Consider the following 15,569-nt stretch of genomic DNA (forward strand, 5'->3'; position numbering starts at 1 on the left):
GTGATTGTTTCGTATTTTCGTCGAAAAGCCCGGATAAAACTCTGTTTTGACCCTGGAAAGCCCGGTTCCTCCTGTGCTATCATATAAACTGGAACAAATAGAAAACCGACGGCGTATGGCTTGCGTTTGCCATGCGCCGCCGGTTTTTTTCTGCCCGTTTGTTTCCGGAAATTTCACCAGAACCAAAGGAGGAAAACACCCATGCGTTCCATGCCGAACCCCCTGTGCCCGCTGCGTCACTTCCATGTTACAGATTTGAAAGATGGAAACGTCAGTTTCGATCCTTCCATGCGCCGGATGCAGCACTTGAAAGTGACGAAACCGGAAGAGCAATATAAGATACCCAATAAGATATCCAAGAAGATATACACGCACAAAGAAGCACCCCGCCCGAAAAGGCGAGGTGCAATTGCGTGAGTTTTTTGAACACTCAAAGTAATTTTTACTTTTGATTCAACGAACTGGATTGAGATTCCGGCAGGGAATAACGCAATCTTATGCTAACATCCCTGAGACTCGGCGATGAACCGGTCGAGTCCGCCAAAAGGCGGCTGGAGTATTTCGCTGAAGCTTACTCGTCATATATCGGGTACCGCACTCTGTCAATGGTCGAGTCCGCTAAAAAACCGTCAAAAAGAAGATTTGATTACTTTGAGGCGGGAGAAATCTTCCCGTTCTTTTTCTTCCAGCACTTCAGTGATGTACTTGATGTTGGAATTGAACTGCGGGATCATGATGTTGCTCAGGGCGTTGGCCCGCTTCTGGGTCTTCTGAATGGCCTGTGCCAAGCGGTATACGCTGCTCTCCACCTCGGCCAGCTCCACCGTGAGCCGCTTCACCTGGCAGAACTTGCGGTATGCCTCGTCCAGCTGGCTGTTGGTCCCGCCCAGGCCGTAATACAGGCTCTGGGGCGCGGTCTCCTCCAGCTTCACCATAGGCAGCTCCACGCCCATCACGCTGCGCCAGTCCAGTGAAAGACCGTTTTCCACCGGTACCGTGTGTGCAAAACCCGATACCACGCCCAGAGTCACATTGGCCAGCTGCAGGGCAGCGTATGCCTCCGCATAGGCCGCGGCGATCTGGTCCTGAATGGAGGCGGCCCGGTCGATGAGCTGCATCATCTCGCGCACCAGAATGTTGCGCTTGCGGTCCATCAGTTCGTAGCCCTGGCTGGCCAGCGCAAGGCTCTTCTGCTGTGCCATCAGATTACTTTTTGTGGGGAATATCTGCTGTGCCAAAACGCGGCCTCCTTTCTCGGTATATTTGCCCGGTTACTCGGCATCGTCGTGGAAGGCCCGGCGCAGCCCCAGCTCCCGCTGCTTCGGGTCGGTTTTGGGCTTGTAGTAGTGGTCCAGCAATACCTGGTCCACACGGTCCAGCTCCTCCTTGGGCAGCATGCTCAGCAGCTCCCAGCCAAGATCCAGCGTTTCTTCAATGGTCCGGCTGGTGTTGCCCTGACCCACGAACTTCTCTTCAAAGGCGCGGCCGAACTCCATCACCCGCTTATCGCTGGGCGAAAGCTCCTCCTCGCCGATGACGCTGGCCAGCGCTTTTGCGTCCTGCACCCGGGCATAGGTGGCGAACAGCTGGTTGGCAAGCGGGTTGTGGTCTTCGCGGGTGTAGCCCTTGCCGATGCCGTCCTTCATCAGACGGGACAGGCTGGGCAGCACGCTGATGGGCGGATACACGCCGGTGGCGTCCAGATTGCGGTCCAGCACGATCTGGCCCTCGGTGATGTATCCGGTCAGGTCCGGAATGGGGTGGGTGATATCGTCGTTGGGCATGGTCAGAATGGGGATCTGGGTCACGGAACCCTTCTTGCCCTTCACGATGCCCGCCCGTTCATACAGGCTGGCCAAGTCGGAATACAGGTAGCCGGGGTAGCCCTTACGGCCGGGAATCTCGCCCTTGGAGGAGGAGAACTCCCGCAGCGCCTCACAGTAGCTGGTCATGTCGGTGAGGATGACCAGGATGTTCTTGCCCAGGTCAAAGGCCAGATACTCCGCGATGGTCAGCGCCGCCTTGGGGGTGATGATGCGTTCCACGATGGGGTCGCCCGCCAGATTCAGCAGCATGACCACCCGGTCCATCACATTGGCGGCCTCGAAGGAGCTCTTGAAATAATCCGCCACGTCGTTCTTCACGCCCATGGCCGCGAATACGATGGCGAAATCCTCGCCGTCGGATACGTTTGCCTGCTTTACGATCTGCACCGCCAGCTCGTTGTGGCGCATACCGGACCCGGAAAAGATGGGCAGCTTCTGGCCGCGGATCAGGGTGGTCAGCGCATCAATGGCGGAAATGCCGGTGCAGATGTAGTTGCGGGGATAGACCCGGCTCACCGGGTTGATGGGCGCGCCGTTCACGTCCCGGCGGCATTCCGGGTAGATGGCGCCCAGACCGTCGATGGGGCGGCCCAGACCGTCCAGCGTGCGGCCTAAAAGCTCCGGGCTCAGGTCCACCTGCATGGGATGGCCGGTCAGGGTGGTGCGGGTGTTGCTCAGCGAGAACCCGGTGGTTCCCTCGAACACTTGAATCACGCATTTTTCGCCCTCGATCATCACGATGCGGCCGATGCGCTGGCTGCCGTCGTCAAGGCGCAGCACCACCATCTCGTCGTAGCTGGCGTTTTTCACCCCATCCAGAATCACCAGCGAGCCGTTGATCTGGCTGAGGCCAACATACTCTAAGAGCATGGTACAAATCTCTCCTTTCCGGCGCCGGTCACGGGCGCATGAGTTCGCCGATCTTCTGATCGATCTCGGCGGTATAATCGTCGAAAAGCTCCAGGTGGTCGTTGGGGATGTCGTACTTCATCTTGACCAGCTTGTCGAACAGGCCGGTGCGCAGCACCCGGCTCATGGGCACCTGCTTTGCCACCAGCACCTGGCTCTTTTCGTACAGATGCAGGATCACCCGCATCATTTTCAGCTGCTTTTCCAGGCTCACATAGGTGTCCTGGTCGTGGAAGAAGTTCTGCTGCAGGAAGCCCACGCGGATGACGCGGGCGATCTCGATGATCAGCTTCTGATCGTCCGGCAGAACGTCGGAACCGATCAGCTTCACGATCTCCATCAGGCTGGTCTCCTGCAAAAGCAGACCGGCAATGCGCTCGCGGCACTGCATGAAGTCCGGGCCCACATTGTCGTAGTACCAGGGGGACAGATCGCCCAGATACTCGCTGTAGCTGGTGTTCCAGTTGATGGCCGGGTAATGACGGGCATAGGCCAGGGCTTTGTCCAGCGCCCAGAAGCAGCGGGTGAACCGCTTGGTGTTCTGGGTCACCGGCTCCGAGAAGTCGGAGCCCTGGGGGCTGACCGCGCCGATTACCGTTACAGAGCCCTCCTGGCCGCACAGCGCCTGGGCATAGCCCGCGCGCTCGTAGAACTGGGCCAGACGGCTGGGCAGGTAGGCGGGGTAGCCCTCGTCGGCGGGCATTTCCTCCAGGCGGCCGCTGATCTCGCGCAGGGCCTCGGCCCAGCGGGAGGTGGAGTCTGCCATCATGGCGGCATGGTAGCCCATGTCGCGGTAGTATTCCGCCAGCGTGATGCCGGTGTAGATGGACGCCTCACGGGCGGCCACCGGCATGTTGGAGGTGTTGGCGATCAGTACGGTGCGGTCGGTCAGCGGGCGGCCGGTCTTGGGGTCGATCAGCTCGCTGAATTCGGTCAGCGCCTGGGTCATCTCGTTGCCGCGTTCGCCGCAGCCCACGTAGATGATGATGTCCGCGTCGCACCATTTGGCCAGCTGGTGCTGGGTCATGGTCTTGCCGGTGCCGAAGCCGCCGGGAATGGCCGCCGCGCCGCCCTTGGCGATGGGGAACATGGTGTCCACCACCCGCATGCCGGTAATCAGCGGCCGCTGGGCGGGCATCCGGCGGGAGACAGGGCGGGGGATTCGGATGGGCCATTTCTGGCACAGGGTCAGCACCCGCTCGTTGCCCCGATCATCGGTGAGCTTTACCACCGTGTCGTTCACGGTGTAACTGCCGTTTTCGGCCACCCAGGTCACGGTGCCGGACACATTGGGCGGCACCATGCACCGGTGCTCAATGGCGGGGGTCTCCGGGCAGGTGGCGTAGATCTGGCCGGGGGTGAGCCGGTCGCCGGGCTTTGCCAGCACCGTCACGTCCCAGCGGGTGGTCTCGTCCAGTGCGGGGGCGGAGCAGCCGCGGCCGATGAAGGCCCCGCTCAGCTCCTCCAGAGCGGGCAGCGGGCGCTGGATGCCGTCGTAGATGTTGCGCAGGATGCCGGGGCCAAGGGTCACGGCCAGCGCGCCGCCGGTGGAATATACCGGCTCGCCGGGGGCAAGGCCGCCGGTCTCCTCGTATACCTGGATGGTGGCGGCGTCCTCGCTCAGGCGGATCACCTCGCCCACCAGCCGGGCCTCGCCCACATACACCATCTCCATCATGGAAAACCCGGTTTTGCCCCGCACGGTCACAACCGGGCCGTTGATGCTATAGATGCGATTTTCTGCCAATTCCCTTCACCTCACAACTGTTCCAGCGCGATGGACATACCGCAGGAGCGCAAAAACCAGTCCTTCTGGTTCTCCATGCGCATGTCCAGCGTGTCGTCCGCCTCGGTGCTGCCCGCGCGGGCGCGCAGCCCGCCCAGGCGGATGGTATTGTCCGCCTCCACGGTGCAGCCGGCGGGCAGGTTCTGCCGGGCCAGCTCCAGGTCCTGGGGCCGGGCGAAGAACTGGGCGGTATCGCACCGCAGCAGTGTCAGCAGCCCGGCGGCGTTCTGCTTTAAAAACGGCCCGTAATCCGGGCTGTTCACAAAATTCGAAATCTCCTTCTCGCAGGCGGTGAACACCTCGTCCGCGATCTGGCCCCGACGGCGGGCAAGCTCCGCCCCGGCGTCCAACACGCTCTGCGAAAGCAGCCGGTTGGCGTTTTCGGTGGCGCGCTGGGTTTCGTATTCCTCCATACGGGCGGCCTTTTTCTCCGCTTCGGTCCGCTGCTTTTCCAGCTCGGCGGCGGTCTCGGCGTCAATGGCCTTCACGATCTCGCTGCGCCGGTGCTCGGCGTCCCGCTGGATGGCCTGCAGAAACTGCGCGGCCCGCTCGTTTTCATCGATCATGGCTTACACCTCTTTTGGTTGGTTTTCGGCCCTCGGGTCAAATTTTAACGCCGATGGCCTCCCGCACGTAGCGGGTGATGCGATCCTTGCCCAGGGCCGAGCCGTGCCGGTCCGGAATGGCAAGAATCAGCGGGGCGTCCGGGGCCTGTTTGGCTTCGTTCACGATGGCCTCGAAATCGTCGGCAATCTTTTCCGTTACCAGGATCATGCCCACGTCCGGCTGAGCCAGGGCGTAGTCCAGGGCGGCGGTCACCTCGTCGGCCTGGTGGGCCACCACGCCCTCGATGCCCGCCAGCCGCATGCCGGTCTGGGTATCGGTATTGTCGCTGATCAGGTAAAACCGCATGGTCTGCCCTCCCTTCGCTTTTGAAGCCGCCGGGTCAGACCAGCTTGTTCAGGATCAGGATGGAGATAACCACGCCGTACAGGGCGATGGACTCGCCCAGAGCAACGAAGATCAGGCTCTTACCGAAGCTCTTGGGGTCCTCGCTGGCGGCAGCAATGGCGGCGGGAGCACCCGCGGCAACGGCCAGGCCGCCGCCGATGCCGGCAAGACCGGTGACCAGCGCGGCAGCCAGCAGGCCAAGGCCCATGCTCTCGTTGCTGGCGGCCTTCTCGGCAGCGGTCATCACGGCGGTGGTGGCGGCAGCGTCCTCAGCGCTGACCGCGAAGGCAAAGCAGCCGGCGATCAGCAGAACGACCAGAAAACAGCTCAGGTTGAGGGCCAGGGTGCGCTTGACGGGCATACCGGCGGCGGAGCGCTTGGCCAGATAGGCGGCGCAGCCCATGATCAGGGCCAGGGGCAGCAGAACGAGCAGAGCGGTGATTACGGGATTCATAGATCATTACCTCCAAATAACTATCTCAAAGGCGGCGGACGGTCAGCCCTGCTGCGCCTTCTTGGTCAGGTCCACGCCCCGGAAGGGGTGGCCGCCGCCCTCGTAGCAGCGGCTGAACATTTCGTAAAATTCAAGGCGCAGGCCCTGAATGCCGGAGAGCAGGCCCTCCAGTGCGATGATGAGGGCATTGCCCAGCACCACCACGATCATGTTGGGCGGGTCGCCCGCCAGGCTGAAGATGGCCATCATCATGGCCGCGTGCACGAAGACGAAGGCGCCCACGCGCAGGAAGGATACCGTGTTGCTGAAATAGCTCAGCACGTATTCCAGCAGTTCAAAGATGTTCTGCATGCAGTAGTCGGCCCAGCTTTCCGGCTTCCAGTGGGGATGATGATCCACCAGGCCGATGAGCACTTCTTTGAAGAAAAGCACCACCAGACCGACCGCCAGAATCGCCAGAGCAGCGCCGCTGGGAAGGAACACGGGGCCCTTCATAAAGCCGCTCACCAGCGAAACACCGGCGGCGTACACCAGCATGCCCACCAGGCCGTTGTTGGAGAAGATGGCTTCGCCCCACAGCTTTTTGCGCACCGCTGCGTACACGTGCAGCAGCATGGCCAGGAAGACCATGGCCACGCCGATGAAGATGGCGCAGATCAGAATGGGGTTGATGGCGGCGGCATCCAGTACCGTGTGGGGGGCGCCGGGCCACCAGCTGATGGGCTTGCCGCTCCAGCCGAGGGCCTCATACACCGGGTTCAGCGCTTCCTCAAAGCCGAAGACCGAGCCGAACAAAAAGCCGAACACCATGCTGGAGATACCGCAGGGTACCACCAGCCGGGCCAGACCGATTTTTTTCCACTTCCAAAGGACAAAGCCGCCGACAGCAAGCACTGCACCCTGGCCCAGGTCGCCGAACATGATGCCGAACAGCACCGTGAAGGTGATGGCCACAAAGGCGGTGATGTCCATCTCGCCGTAGCTGGGCAGGCCGTACATGTCCACGAACATCTCGAAGGGCCGCACGAACCAGGGGTTCTTCAAGAGGGTGGGCGGCGTGGATTCCTCCACCTCGCCCGGGTCGCTCACCGTGACCCGCATGTGGGGGATGGCCTTTGCCTTCTTCTCGAATTCCGGGGCCTTGTCGGCGGGCACCCAGCCCACGAAGAAGAAGTAGTTGTCGCGGCAGGCGGCGTAGTGGCGCATATCGAATACGCTCTGGTGCCATTTCAGCTGGCGGTAAATGTCCGCCAGAGGCTTTTCCTCTTCGGCCCAGTAATCGGCGGTGCGCCGGGCCACGTCCTCCAGCTTTTTGTCCAGCTCGGCCATCTGGGCGTTCAGCTGGCTCACGATCTGGGCCGGAGTGCCGGTGGCGGCGGGCAGATGCAGCCGCTCAAAGAACAGGGTGGAGAAGATGCCGTCGATCTCGTCGGCGGTCTCCCGGGGGGTGAAATACAACCCCCAGTACCCGGCGGCCTCCTCGCCGCAGGTGACGAAAAGCACATGAGGGTTCTCGGCATAGGCCACCGTCATGCGGGCGTAGCTGGCCTTGGGCAGAAAACCGAATCGGATCTTGATATACTCGCAGCCCAGAATGCTTTCCAGCGGCACATCCAGCCCGGAGAAGTGGGCGAACTGGTCCCGCTGCTGGGCCAGCTGGTTTTTCTTCTCCACCAGTGCGTCCCGCTCGGCGGCCAGGTCCTGCAGCTGCCGGGCCACCTGATGCACCAGTTCCAGCTCCTCGCCCCGGATGTGGCGGGGCTTGCCGGTGACGGCGGGCAGCTCAGTCTGCCCGGCCAGCCGGAACAGCTCCTCCATCTGCTGCACGTCCGGGGTGTAGGGGTTGTCCTCGCTCAGGGTCACGTAGCCCAGCGAGCCGGACATGTGCTGCACCGCGGGCTCCGGGTGAAAATCGCCGTTCAGGCAGCAGGCTGCGATCAGCTCGTCCAGCTGAGGCAGCAGCCCGTCCACCCGAACCAGCTTCATTTTTTCAATGGCCAAGGTGTTCTCATCTCACTTTCGTTCGCTTCTTCCTGTTTCCTGCTCCCAGGCCCGGCGGGCCAGCACCCGGTCCGGCAGCAGATTCAGCTGGCCCAGACCTCGGCAGGCGGCTTCAAAGGCCTCCAGATCCGGCTGGCGCAGCCATACGCAGTAAAAGAATCGCTCGCCGCGCACCGCGGCGCACCGGCGCAGCTCCTCGATCCGGGCCTTCCGGCAGGCCAGGGCGTAAAGGGGAGCGGCCCAGGGCTTTGCCTGCTGCCACAAAGCGGTCCGGTGGTCCAGAGCGGCGGCTTTTTCAGCCTCCAGCAGCCGGATGTTCCGGCCAAGATTTTCCACGATCTGAGCGGGCGTGCCCGCCGCGCCCGGCAGGTGCACCGGCTCGAACCGCAGCTCGGCCAGCACGCCGTCCATGCGGGCGGCCTCCACCATGGGGGTCAGACAGACGCCCCAGCAGCCCTGTTCGTTCTGACCGCAGGGCAAAAACAGCAGGCAGTCTTTGGAATAATCCCGCTGCAGCATCTCCAGACCCCGCTGGGACATGCAGCCGAAGCGCACCTGCACGAAGCGGCATTGCTCCAGCTGATCCACCGGCACCTCCAGCCCGGAAAACTGGTTGAATTGCTCACTGCCGGTACGGCAGAGGGTGAGCTGGTCGTTCAACAGCTTTAAATCCGCGTCGCTCTCGGCCAGCTGGTGCTCCAGCTCCTCCAGCAATTGACGCTGCCGGGGCGAAAATTCTTCACAGGGGTGGGTCAGGGGCAGGGAATCGTCTCCGGCATCCGTCTCCAGCCGGGCCACCAGAGCGGCCCATTCACCGTCTGTTTCCGGCTCGGCGTAGCCCGCCGCTGCGTTCATGTTGTCCAGCGCCCGGGCGGGATGCACCGTGCCCTGGTCCAGGCAGCAGCGCTCGAGAAAATCCGTCAGCCGGCCGATGGGCCCGTTCACCCAGACCAGCTGCATTTTCGGTTCAAACAGCATCGCTCGGCACCTCCCTTCAGTCGCCCACGCCCACCAGCAGGGGGGCGATCTTTTCCGGCGGCAGGTGATAGCGGACGCCCTCGATGATGTGGGTCAGGTTGGTCAGCTCGTTTTCCGCCAAAAAGATGTAGCAGAACAGCACCACGCTGGGGTCGGTGGAAAAGCGCAGCTTTTTCAGATGCCAGCGGTAATCCAGCCGCTGCACCGCGTCCTCCACGCGGGTGAAGGAGGAGCCGAAAAACTCCCGGGCATAAGGGGTACGGGCCAGCCGGTGCACAAAGTCCTCGCAGTCCGCCGCGTCCATCAGGTAAAGCAGCTGTTTCTGGCTCATGTTGCTGTAGCCCACCGCCAGCCGGGGCAAAAGATACGCCCGGTCGGCGCCGGTCATCTGCTTGAGCCGGTACATGTAGACGATGGCGGCCAGGTCACTCTTGCGGCGCAGCAGGTAGTCCATGTCCTTTTTGGCGGCGCCGTGCAGCTTTTTGGCCACCAGCTCCTCCATGGTGTTGTAGATCAGCTGGTCCAGTGCGGCCTGCACCTGCAAAACGCCGTCCTTATCCAGCACAAAGCCCGCCTTTTCGCAGAAGCTCATAAGAATGGGATGGTAGACGGTGCCCTCCACCACGGCGGTCAGGCTGGCAAGATCCCGGGCGGCGGCCAGCGCGGCGGCATCCAGTTTCGAGTGACGGCGGATGAATTCCGGCATCTGATACAGCCGCAGCGTCTCGCTGCCGGGGGCGGCCAGCTCCTGCAGACGGTTGGAAAGCGCCCGAACCTCCGCCTTTAAAATAAAGTAGCGGTAAAAATCGTGGCCGATGTTCATCTCGTACCGGCACAAAGCCGCGTACTGATCGAACAGATTCTGCCGCAGCCGGACCTCCAGCTCCGCCCGGCGTACCCGGGTGGGGTCCGCGCCCTCCAGCGCGCGGGCATAGGCGGTGCGGCTTTTTAAATAGGTGATCACCTCCGGCAGGTCCCGGCAGTTCATCAGCTGCTGGTAATCCTGCCCGGTGAGGCGGCGGCCGTAAAGCGCGCGGCTTTTGGCCAGAATGGAGTTGGAGGCCTGCGTGTTGCCCATGGCTTACGCCTCCCGCCCCAGCACCCGGTCGGTGATGGTCTTCACCCATTCCTCCCGTTTGTCCGCCCGGAACTGCTCCATCCGGCTGAGGGCCTGTTGCTTGCCTGCTTCCAGCTTGGCCAGGCGTTCGTCGGCCCGGGCTTGCTCCTTGGCGGAAAAGGCGTCCACCCGGGTGCGCATGGCGGCCATGATCTCGGCCTCCTGGCTGCGGGCTGCCTCGGTCAGGCGGGTCTGCGCACCGCGCCGGTATTCCTCGGTGGCCTGAGTGCGCAGCCGTTCCTCCTCGTCCATCTTTAAAATTGCCCGCAGCAGTTCGTTGGTGGCATTCATGCTAAGAGCTCCTTTCCCGCAGCAAGGGCGCGGGCCGGACCAAAAACCAGCCCGGCCCGTGGCCCAAAGGGCCGCGTTTGCGATGAAATTTTGATACTATTATAACGCTTTTCTCAGGGTGCGGCAATGGGCATTTGAACAAATTAACTAAAAAATATTCTATATTTTTGAGAAATAATGATTTGATATGCGGTGAAAAAGGCGAAAATATGCGCCGCCGCCTTACCCGAGTGGGAAGAAGGCGGCGGCGTGGTCGCGGTTATGAAAAATGCCATTGGTTACAGTTTGATCCAGTACCGCTGGATGGTCATGCTCCCCATGAGCAGCTCGTCCTGCAGCACCGCCCCGCAGTGCAGCATGGTGCGGGCGGAGGCGACGTTCTTCTTTTCGCAGGTGAGCATCACTCGGGTAAGCCCCAGACGGCGGCATTCCCCCAGGGCGAGGGTGAGCATGGCGGTGGCGTAGCCCCGGCGGCGCAGAGCCGGGCGCACGCTGTAGCCGATGTGGCCGCAGTAGCGGCGCAGATAGTCGTTCAGCCGGTGGCGGATGTCCACCATGCCAACCAGCTGCTCCCCGTCAAAGGCCAGGAACACACTGGTGGCCACACAGCCGGGGCGGGCGGTTTCGTCATGGGAATTGTCGGCTACGAGGTCCATCCACTCGTCAAAGCCGCTGCACCAGGCAAGACCGGCCGAGCCGTCGATGGAGTCGCCGCTGTTCAAAAATTCCCGCCGGTAGGTTTCCACCAGCGGCCGGTGCTCGGGCCGGGGTTCTTCCAAGCGCAGTTCCATCTTTGCTCCCGCCTTTCCGTTTGGGTTTGCCCCTATGGTAGCACAGGGCGGCGGGGCTTTCAAGTGGGCGAAGGCTTTGGTATAATCAAAGGAAAGACCCGAAACGCGGTACCAAAGAAAGGCAACAAAGCATGAAATTTCTGCATTTATCCGATCTGCATCTGGGGCGCAGGCTCTGCGAGGTGGATCTTTACGAGGACCAGCGGCACATCCTGAACCAGTGCCTTGCCATGGCAAAGGAACACCAGGTAGACGGTGTGTTGGTGGCGGGCGACGTGTACGACCGCAGCGTGCCCACCGTGGGCGCGGTGGCGCTGCTGGATGAATTCCTCACCGGGCTGTGCCGGGCGAAGATTCCGGTGTATCTGATCAGCGGCAACCACGACAGCGCCGACCGGCTGGGCTTCGGCAGCCAGCTGCTGGCCGCAGGCGGGGTGCATCTGGCGGCGGTGTTTTCCGGAGGGCTGGAGCACTACGTGCTGGAGGATGCATTCGGCCCGGTGCATCTGTGGGCGCTGCCCTTTATCCGGCCCAGCCAGGTGCGGGCCGCTCTGCCGGAGGAGACCATCGAGAGCTACACCGACGCGGTGGCCGCCCTGATCCGGGCCGCCGGGCCGGATTTTTCCGCCCGCAATCTGATCATGGCCCACCAGTTCGTGACCAGCGGGGGCAGGAGCCCCGAAACCTGCGATTCCGAAACGCTGAACCTGGGCACGCTGGACAACGTGGACGCGGCGGTGTTCGAGGGCTTTGACTATGTGGCCCTGGGGCACATCCACGGCCCCCAGCAGGTGGGCGCGGAGCACATCCGCTACTGCGGCTCGCCGCTGGCCTATTCGGTGAGCGAGGTGCGCCACCGCAAGGCGGCGGTGCTGGTGGAGCTGGGCGAAAAGGGGGGTGTGCGCTGGCAGCCGCTGCCCTTTGCACCGCTGCGGCCGCTGCGCCGGGTGCAGGGCCCGCTGGAGGAGCTGATCGACAGCGCCGAGCCGGGCTGCGCGGATTTTGTCCATGCGGTGCTCACCGACCGGCAGATCCCGCCCAACGCCGCCGCCCGGATGCGCAGTGTTTACCCGAATCTGGTCAAGCTGGAGCTTGCACCCCAGATTCCCACCGGGCGCAGCGAGGCCCAGCTGCGGGCGCGGCAGCTGCAGCGGGCAGGTCTTTTGGACCAGTTCGCGGATTTTTACAGGACGGTGCACGGCCAGCCCCTCAGTGAGGAGGAGCGGGCGGTGCTGGAGCCCATTTGCCGGGAGGTGGAAGCATGAGACCCTTGACCCTGACCCTGACCGCCTTCGGCGCCTATGCGGGCAGCCAGACCGTGGATTTTGAGGCCGCGGGCGCGGGCGGTTTGTTTCTGATCACTGGCGATACCGGCGCGGGCAAGACCACCCTGTTCGACGGGGTGTGCTATGCGCTCTTCGGCAAGCTCACCGGCCGGGTGCGCAGCGAGAAGATGATTCGCAGCGACTATGCGGACGATACCCTGGAAACCAGCGCTCAGCTGGTGTTCCTGCATCGGGGCGAACGGTGGCGCATTACTCGCCGCCCCGCCCAGACCCGCCGCAAAAAGCGGGGCGAGGGTACCACCGAGGTGCCCGCCACCGCCCTGCTGGAGCGGCTGGAGGGGGAGAACCCCGTCCCGGTGGCCGAGGGCAAGGAGAGCGTGGACGCGGCGGTGGAGGGGCTGCTGGGCATCCAGGTGGACCAGTTCCGCCAGATCGCCATGATCGCCCAGAACCAGTTCGCCGAGCTGCTGAACAAATCCGGCCGGGACCGCAGTGCCATTCTGCGGCAGGTATTCGCCACCGAGCGCTGCCAGCAGCTGCAGCAGCGGCTGAAAGAACTGGCGTCGGCCAGCCGTGCAGATACGGAAAAGCAGGTGGATTCTCTGCGCCAGTACCTGGCGGGTCTGCGCCTGCCCGAGGGGGAGGAGGCCGAGGCCCTGCCTTCGGCCCGAGAGCTGGCAGAACTGCTGGCGGATTCGGGCTGCGTCTGGCGCAGCGGCCGGGTGTTGGAGCTGGCGGAGGAGCTCTGCCAGGCGGACCGGGAGAATCTGGCCGCACTGGAGGAGAAGATCGGTGCGCTGGACGAGAGCATCAAGCAAAGCGCCGCACTGGTGCAGAGCGCCCGGGAGGCCGGGCAGCGGGCGGAGCAGCTGGCCCGGCTGGAGCAGCAGCTGGCACAGCAGCAGAGCGAAGCGCCCCGGCGGGCGGAGGACCTTGCCCGGCTGGGCCGGTGGGAGGCAGCTGCCCGGTTGGCCCCGGTGTGGGAGAGCAGCGAAAAGGCCCGGCGGGCAGCGGAGCAGGCCGCCCGGCTGCACGCCGAAGCGGATGCCCGGCTGGAAGGGCTGAACGCCCAGGCCCCCCGGTGGGAGCAGGCCCGGGAACAGCTGGCGCAGGACCAGCAAACCGCCGCCCAGCTGGCGGTGGCACTGGAACGCCAGACGGAAGCCCTGAAACAATATGACAAGCTGGACGCGGCGAAGGCGGAGCAGCAGGCCTGCATCCGGGAGCTGGACCGACTGAAAAACGCGGAGCAAGCGGCCCGTAAGCTGGAAGAGCAGCAGACCGCCGCCCTGGAACGGACCCAGGCGCTGGCAGATGGCCTGGCCGCCGCCCTCACCGCCGCCCAGGCGGTGGAACAGGAGCTGACCCGCTGGAGCGAAGCCAAGGAAAACATGGCGGAAGTCCGCAGCCGGATGCGGGAGCTGGTGAAGCTGCAAAAGAGCGAGCAGGCCGCCCGCGGGGCGCTGGAGCAGGCGAGCGACGGGCTGGACAAGGCCCAGCAGGCCTACATGAGCGCGGACCAGCTGTTCCGCCGGGACCAGGCGGGGCTGCTGGCGAAGGACCTGACCCCCGGCCAGCCCTGCCCGGTGTGCGGCAGCGTGCACCATCCCAGCCCGGCCCGGGGCGTGACCGGCGCGCCGGACAAAGAAGAACTGGACGCACTGGCCGCCGCCATGGAAGCGGCTCGCACCGACTACAACAACGCCTTGCAGGCAAGCAGCACCCTCACCGCCCAGGCGGGCAGCGCCCGGGAGCAGTACATCCGGCAGGCCCGTCAGGTGCTGGCCGGCCTGGAACAGGAGCTGCCCCCGGAAGAGGACGCAAAGACCCTTTCCCGCCTGCTGCTGGATTGGGATGAGCGGCTGGACCAGCTGCTGAAACAGGCCGAAGCGGCAAAGGTACAGCGTCAGGCACAGGTGGAGGCCGCCAGCGCGGCGGTGAACCAGCTGGCAGATGACCGCAAGCAGCTGGAGCAGACCCGCCAGAACCGCAGCGACCTGCAGGCCCAGGCGGCGCAGGCCGCGGCCCGGCAGGATGCGGCCCGGCGGCAGGCGGAGGAGCTGCAAGCGGCCCTGCCGCAGGCCACCCGGGCTGAGGCAGAACAAACTCTGGCTGACATGCAAGCCCGGCAATCTCAGCTGGACCGGAGCATCGGGCAAACCCGAACGGCTTTGGAGGAATACCAGAAGGCACTGGCCGCTGCCCTCACCCTGCAAACCGAGCGGCGGAACAACGACCAAACAGCGGCCGGAGAAGCCCGCCAGGCGGCCCGGGAATGGGATAAAGCGCTGACGGCCAGCGGCATGAGCGAGGAGGACTTCCGGCAGGCGCTGCACACCGAAGAAGAGATCAAGGCACTGCGCCAGCGGCTGGAGCAGGAGCAAAAGGCCTGCGAAGAGACCCAGACCCTTTACAAGCAGCTGCGCGCCCAGCAGCAAAACGCCCCCGCCCCGGCCTGCCAGCCTCAGGAGCTGGAGCAGGCCATGGAGGAGCAGGAGCAGCGGCGGAAAGCCCTGAACGGGGAGCGCATCCGGCTTGCCGGGCGGCTGGAGGCCAACCGGCAGACCATGGCGGATGTGCGCACCGCGGCCGGAAAGCTGGAGCAGGCCCAGAAGCGCCAGCAGCTGATCGAGCGGCTGGACGCCACCGCCGGGGGCAAGCTTTCCGGCGGACTGGGCAAGCAGCAGTTCGAGCAGTATGTGCTGGCCGCCTATTTTGCCGACGCGGTGGAGGCCGCCAACCAGAGGCTGTTCGCCATGACCGGCGGGCGCTATCAGTTGGAATGCCATCAGATGACCGCCGCCGAGACCAAGGATACCCTGGACCTAGACGTGCTGGACAACTACACTGGCAAGGTGCGCAGTGTGGGCAGCCTGTCCGGCGGCGAGACCTTCCAGGCGGCGCTGGCTCTGGCGCTGGGTCTGTCCGACGTGATTCAGAATTACGCGGGCGGCGTGGAGCTGGACGTACTGTTTGTGGACGAGGGTTTCGGTACCCTGGATGCCGAGAGCCTGGAGCAGGCGGTCACCACCCTGCACAGCCTTGTGCAGGGCCAGCGGATGGTGGGCATCATCAGCCATGTGCCGGAGCTGAAAAGCCGTATCGAGAACCAGCTGGTGGTCACCAAGACTCCCGGCGGCAGCACCGTGGCCTTGCGTAAACTGTAAATCAAAAAGCAC

General features: G+C 63.7%; 14 protein-coding genes. 3 read left to right on the plus strand and 11 right to left on the minus strand.

The window, feature by feature from the left end:
- Window positions 1-201: 201 nt before the first annotated feature.
- Entirely contained in the window at window positions 202-417 is a 216-nt protein-coding gene (locus B5G03_RS03755; protein WP_087180439.1) for a hypothetical protein, read from the plus strand.
- Between the two features lie 212 nt (window positions 418-629).
- Here B5G03_RS03755 and B5G03_RS03760 read toward each other — a convergent pair whose 3' ends face one another.
- From B5G03_RS03760 to B5G03_RS03810, 11 genes are all read right to left on the minus strand, one after another.
- Window positions 630-1,238 carry a V-type ATP synthase subunit D gene (locus B5G03_RS03760; protein WP_087180440.1) on the minus strand — a complete coding sequence of 203 codons (609 nt, stop codon included), beginning with the start codon at window positions 1,236-1,238 and terminating at the stop codon, window positions 630-632.
- 33 nt (window positions 1,239-1,271) lie between these two features.
- The gene (locus B5G03_RS03765) at window positions 1,272-2,696 is read right to left on the minus strand and encodes a V-type ATP synthase subunit B (RefSeq protein WP_058965870.1); all 1,425 of its coding nucleotides are present in this window, start codon (window positions 2,694-2,696) and stop codon (window positions 1,272-1,274) included.
- 28 nt (window positions 2,697-2,724) lie between these two features.
- A complete protein-coding gene (locus B5G03_RS03770) occupies window positions 2,725-4,482 on the minus strand; it encodes a V-type ATP synthase subunit A (protein WP_087180441.1) in 1,758 nt (585 codons plus the stop codon).
- 11 nt (window positions 4,483-4,493) lie between these two features.
- Window positions 4,494-5,087: a V-type ATP synthase subunit E gene (locus B5G03_RS03775; RefSeq protein ID WP_087180442.1), complete on the minus strand. Its 594-nt coding sequence runs from the start codon at window positions 5,085-5,087 to the stop codon at window positions 4,494-4,496.
- Between the two features lie 37 nt (window positions 5,088-5,124).
- Window positions 5,125-5,433, minus strand: coding sequence for a V-type ATP synthase subunit F (locus B5G03_RS03780; RefSeq protein ID WP_087180443.1), 309 nt, complete (start codon window positions 5,431-5,433; stop codon window positions 5,125-5,127).
- A 34-nt stretch (window positions 5,434-5,467) separates the two neighbouring features.
- Window positions 5,468-5,926 (minus strand): ATP synthase subunit C, encoded by a 459-nt coding sequence (locus tag B5G03_RS03785; RefSeq protein WP_164496667.1) that lies wholly within the window; start codon window positions 5,924-5,926, stop codon window positions 5,468-5,470.
- A 42-nt stretch (window positions 5,927-5,968) separates the two neighbouring features.
- Window positions 5,969-7,927, minus strand: coding sequence for a V-type ATP synthase subunit I (locus B5G03_RS03790; protein WP_087180444.1), 1,959 nt, complete (start codon window positions 7,925-7,927; stop codon window positions 5,969-5,971).
- Between the two features lie 12 nt (window positions 7,928-7,939).
- Entirely contained in the window at window positions 7,940-8,905 is a 966-nt protein-coding gene (locus tag B5G03_RS03795) for a hypothetical protein (RefSeq protein ID WP_087180445.1), read from the minus strand.
- A 16-nt stretch (window positions 8,906-8,921) separates the two neighbouring features.
- Window positions 8,922-9,983: a V0D/AC39 family V-type ATPase subunit gene (locus tag B5G03_RS03800; RefSeq protein WP_087180446.1), complete on the minus strand. Its 1,062-nt coding sequence runs from the start codon at window positions 9,981-9,983 to the stop codon at window positions 8,922-8,924.
- Between the two features lie 3 nt (window positions 9,984-9,986).
- Entirely contained in the window at window positions 9,987-10,313 is a 327-nt protein-coding gene (locus B5G03_RS03805; protein WP_087180447.1) for a hypothetical protein, read from the minus strand.
- 278 nt (window positions 10,314-10,591) lie between these two features.
- Complete coding sequence (locus tag B5G03_RS03810; protein WP_087180448.1) at window positions 10,592-11,104, minus strand: GNAT family N-acetyltransferase; 513 nt, start codon at window positions 11,102-11,104, stop codon at window positions 10,592-10,594.
- Window positions 11,105-11,235: 131 nt separating this feature from the next.
- Here B5G03_RS03810 and B5G03_RS03815 point away from each other — a divergent pair, with 131 nt between their 5' ends.
- Both B5G03_RS03815 and B5G03_RS17975 read left to right on the plus strand, forming a co-directional pair.
- Window positions 11,236-12,369: an exonuclease SbcCD subunit D gene (locus tag B5G03_RS03815; RefSeq protein ID WP_087180449.1), complete on the plus strand. Its 1,134-nt coding sequence runs from the start codon at window positions 11,236-11,238 to the stop codon at window positions 12,367-12,369.
- The gene (locus B5G03_RS17975) at window positions 12,366-15,557 is read left to right on the plus strand and encodes an AAA family ATPase (RefSeq protein WP_087180450.1); all 3,192 of its coding nucleotides are present in this window, start codon (window positions 12,366-12,368) and stop codon (window positions 15,555-15,557) included. Before B5G03_RS03815 ends, B5G03_RS17975 begins: the two co-directional genes overlap by 4 nt.
- The last annotated feature ends 12 nt before the right edge of the window (window positions 15,558-15,569 follow it).

The organism is Gemmiger sp. An50, from assembly GCF_002161595.1.
GTDB lineage: Bacteria > Bacillota > Clostridia > Oscillospirales > Ruminococcaceae > Allofournierella.

Excerpts from the sequence above, each read along its gene's own strand:
- B5G03_RS03755 (WP_087180439.1), top strand. The coding sequence starts at position 202 with ATGCGTTCCATGCCGAACCCCCTGTGCCCGCTGCGTCACTTCCATGTT.
- B5G03_RS03765 (WP_058965870.1), bottom strand. The coding sequence starts at position 2,696 with ATGCTCTTAGAGTATGTTGGCCTCAGCCAGATCAACGGCTCGCTGGTG.
- B5G03_RS03775 (WP_087180442.1), bottom strand. The coding sequence starts at position 5,087 with ATGATCGATGAAAACGAGCGGGCCGCGCAGTTTCTGCAGGCCATCCAG.
- B5G03_RS03780 (WP_087180443.1), bottom strand. The coding sequence starts at position 5,433 with ATGCGGTTTTACCTGATCAGCGACAATACCGATACCCAGACCGGCATG.
- B5G03_RS03785 (WP_164496667.1), bottom strand. The coding sequence starts at position 5,926 with ATGAATCCCGTAATCACCGCTCTGCTCGTTCTGCTGCCCCTGGCCCTG.
- B5G03_RS03795 (WP_087180445.1), bottom strand. The coding sequence starts at position 8,905 with ATGCTGTTTGAACCGAAAATGCAGCTGGTCTGGGTGAACGGGCCCATC.
- B5G03_RS03800 (WP_087180446.1), bottom strand. The coding sequence starts at position 9,983 with ATGGGCAACACGCAGGCCTCCAACTCCATTCTGGCCAAAAGCCGCGCG.
- B5G03_RS03805 (WP_087180447.1), bottom strand. The coding sequence starts at position 10,313 with ATGAATGCCACCAACGAACTGCTGCGGGCAATTTTAAAGATGGACGAG.
- B5G03_RS03810 (WP_087180448.1), bottom strand. The coding sequence starts at position 11,104 with ATGGAACTGCGCTTGGAAGAACCCCGGCCCGAGCACCGGCCGCTGGTG.
- B5G03_RS03815 (WP_087180449.1), top strand. The coding sequence starts at position 11,236 with ATGAAATTTCTGCATTTATCCGATCTGCATCTGGGGCGCAGGCTCTGC.
- B5G03_RS17975 (WP_087180450.1), top strand. The coding sequence starts at position 12,366 with ATGAGACCCTTGACCCTGACCCTGACCGCCTTCGGCGCCTATGCGGGC.